The sequence below is a fragment of the Pseudarthrobacter sp. 05T312 genome, assembly GCF_056396685.1.
The window spans coordinates 1-389 of the sequence record NZ_JBFTLY010000067.1 but is presented as its reverse complement, the minus strand read 5'-3'; the positions used below and the strand labels follow the sequence as shown (position 1 = coordinate 389).

Below are 389 nucleotides of genomic sequence, written 5' to 3'. Positions count from 1 at the left end.
ACGGTCCGCCGGGCCGGGTCATAGAGCAGGATCGTCGCGCCGTTGCCCCGGTCGTAAGTCTCGCGCGACTGGCGCTGCCAGGTCCCGTCGGCGCGCAGGTACTAGAAGGTGGTCTTCTTCAGCGTGTACCAGTCGTCGGACAGGACGGAGACCTCCTCGACTCGGACGCGATCGGCGATGGACATGGCGAAAACTCCGGAGGCCTGGATCGGCGCTTAAGTTCGTGCAATATCGTGCGGAGTCAAGAAAGTTCGTGCAATCATGCTGACATCCGAGCGCAAGGCGCTGATCCTGCGGGTGCTGGGCCGGGAYGGCCGGCTGGTCGCCAAACCGTTCAGCCAGGAGTTGGGCGTTTCGGAGGACACCATCCGCCGCGACCTGCGCGAGCT

Annotated in this window: 1 protein-coding gene; it reads left to right on the top strand. The window is 64.7% G+C overall.

All coding sequences use genetic code 11. The annotated features are described in order from the left end of the window. Positions 1-261: 261 nt before the first annotated feature. On the top strand, positions 262-389 hold a 128-nt coding region (locus AC1DIP_RS22340; protein WP_477735132.1), incomplete at its 3' end, for a DeoR family transcriptional regulator.